This window comes from Scandinavium sp. (genome assembly GCF_036271055.1).
GTDB lineage: Bacteria > Pseudomonadota > Gammaproteobacteria > Enterobacterales > Enterobacteriaceae > Scandinavium.
Window position 1 is genome coordinate 1 of record NZ_DATBBJ010000111.1, and the last position, 2,253, is coordinate 2,253.

The window sequence follows — 2,253 nt, forward strand, 5'->3', positions numbered from 1 at the left end:
CCGTCCACAACTCAACGTGTTGCACGGCGAGTACGTGCTGGCGGGTCCGCTGAACCCGAATATCGCCCAGAACATCTTTGCGGCGATATCAGGAACGTTCGTAAGCGACGCCTACGAGGGCGTCCTAGCAACGACGACGCAGCTGACAGGCGTGTCCGTCCTGGACCTGCGGAGCCCTGGTATCCCAGACGTTCCATCGACAGGCGACGCAATTGCGGGCACTGCTACAGGCCTTGCCATGCCAGACATGGTGAGCTTCGTACTTACCGAACGGACGGCCATGACTGGGCGTTCGCATCGTGGACGCATCTACACGTTGGGATGGGCGACCGACTTCGTCATGGCTGACGGAACGGCCCTGCCAGCTGCAGTATCAACAGCGGTGACCTGGTATCGCTCGGTGCAAACAGCGATGGCTGCTCAGAACATCACGCTGGCGATTCGTAGCGCGGCACTGCCCGACAGACCATCGAAGCCCGGCGGGACGTTGCCTGCCAAGGACTACGAAATCACGCCGGTCACGATCATCGAGGCTCGAGACTTCATCTTCGATACCAACAGGCGTCGAACCGACCAGCTGCATCGTTAGCCTTAATTAAGGTGACCATTACCGTGGCGGCGCCTCCCGTGGGAGGCTTTGTAGGCCAGGGCTATGAATTCCGCTTTCAGACGGACCTGGCGGGGCCTTTCGTGAGCACGTGTCAATGGAGCGCTCAAGTCAATGCCCTGCCGCAGCTCACGATAGTGGCCTTTCAGCAGAGTGCGCTCAATGTTCAACACGTGTGGGCAGGCACCTGGGGAACACGCCTGGGCGGCGATGTTCCTTTCGCCTCGACCTACGGAGCGGCTTTTGGCTCAGACCTGTCCCTGTTGGTCCAGTTCTTCGACTCGGCGACAAGCACAGTCATCGATGGTCCGACACAGTTCACAACGTTCACTTGGGACCCCTCAGGCAACCTGTGGAACGTAATCGGTTCAGCAGCTGCAAGCGGCACCTTCAATGAAAGCGATCGCGCTGAGCTGAACGGCATTTACCAGAACACGGCCGTACAGACTTACCAGCTGGTCACGACGCACGTCGGCCTGGTCGATAACGGCTTTGTCGCAACGAACCCGATCACACGGCTCCTACGGGTAACCGTAGTGACGTTCCCTCCCTCAGCGCTTACCGACCCAGGCACACCCGAGTACTTTTTTGACCTGGGTTTCTTGACCCTCAACGACACGCAAGGGTTCGTTAGGTCGGCGCGCCTGGTGTTTGAACATCAAAGCTACAAGGTGCCTGCCTCGAGCCCTGGATTTGGGTACACGCTCAGAGGCGGCACCGTGATCAACGTCGAGGAGCTGACGCCAGCAACATGACCGTGTCCGACGGAGCGGACATACGCCAGGTGACCTAGGCCATTTATCAATAACGCTGATACCAGTCATAACGGAAACCTACTGGACCCTCCCCGTGCTTCGGGCTGTAATTGACGAGCCCGAAGCAACCGACGGGGAGTCGTCGTAAGAGGTACCCACTGCGCGTCAGTGTTCCCTACACGGCTCCCCTGAGGGTTCGGGTGAACCCTCATCCCTAGGAGGCCTGCATGGCCATCTTTCCGTGTGACTGGAATGCGCACAGGTACCCAGGCAAGCAACGCTCTGCCTACGTCATCAGCGCGTACGGCGAAGACCTAGAGACGACCAAGTTGCGCCTGTGTGAAGGCCATTTCCACGACTTCACGCAGCTGGTCCAGGAGGACATGGCGCGCGTCGACGAGGACTCAAGCGTGTCGGGCAGCTGCGACATCTGCGACAAAGACAAAAACTTCGCGGTCTACGTCAAGTTGTTCGACCTGGCGCAGGAGCCCGACTACTACGCGGCGGACTTGTGCGCGAGGTGCTGGCAGGACCTGCGGGTCAAGCTGAAGGTTGCCTCAGGGAAGGCCATGGCAGCCCGCTAAGACCGCCTCAAGCGCCTTGCATGACTGATCGGTCATGCAAGGCGTTTTTAGTTAAGCAGCCTCGAATGTGACAAACGAACGTTGTCTTGAGTCAGCGCGCGCAAAGCTATCTAATTCGGCATGGCTGGATTTGTCCCTTCACCGAATACGGTTGCCGTGAAAATTAAATGGACGCTGCACGGCCGTCCACAACTCAACGTGTTGCACGGCGAGTACGTGCTGGCGGGTCCGCTGAACCCGAATATCGCCCAGAACATCTTTGCGGCGATATCAGGAACGTTCGTAAGCGACGCCTACGAGGGCGTCC

Annotated in this window: 3 protein-coding genes; all 3 read left to right on the plus strand. The window is 58.8% G+C overall.

Going from position 1 to position 2,253, the window contains the following annotated elements; all coding sequences use genetic code 11:
• On the plus strand, positions 1-589 hold a 589-nt coding region (locus VH187_RS23260; RefSeq protein WP_329703800.1), incomplete at its 5' end, for a hypothetical protein.
• Positions 590-612: 23 nt separating this feature from the next.
• A complete protein-coding gene (locus VH187_RS23265; RefSeq protein WP_329703801.1) occupies positions 613-1,362 on the plus strand; it encodes a hypothetical protein in 750 nt (249 codons plus the stop codon).
• Positions 1,363-1,589: 227 nt separating this feature from the next.
• Positions 1,590-1,946 (plus strand): hypothetical protein, encoded by a 357-nt coding sequence (locus VH187_RS23270; protein WP_329703802.1) that lies wholly within the window; start codon positions 1,590-1,592, stop codon positions 1,944-1,946.
• The last annotated feature ends 307 nt before the right edge of the window (positions 1,947-2,253 follow it).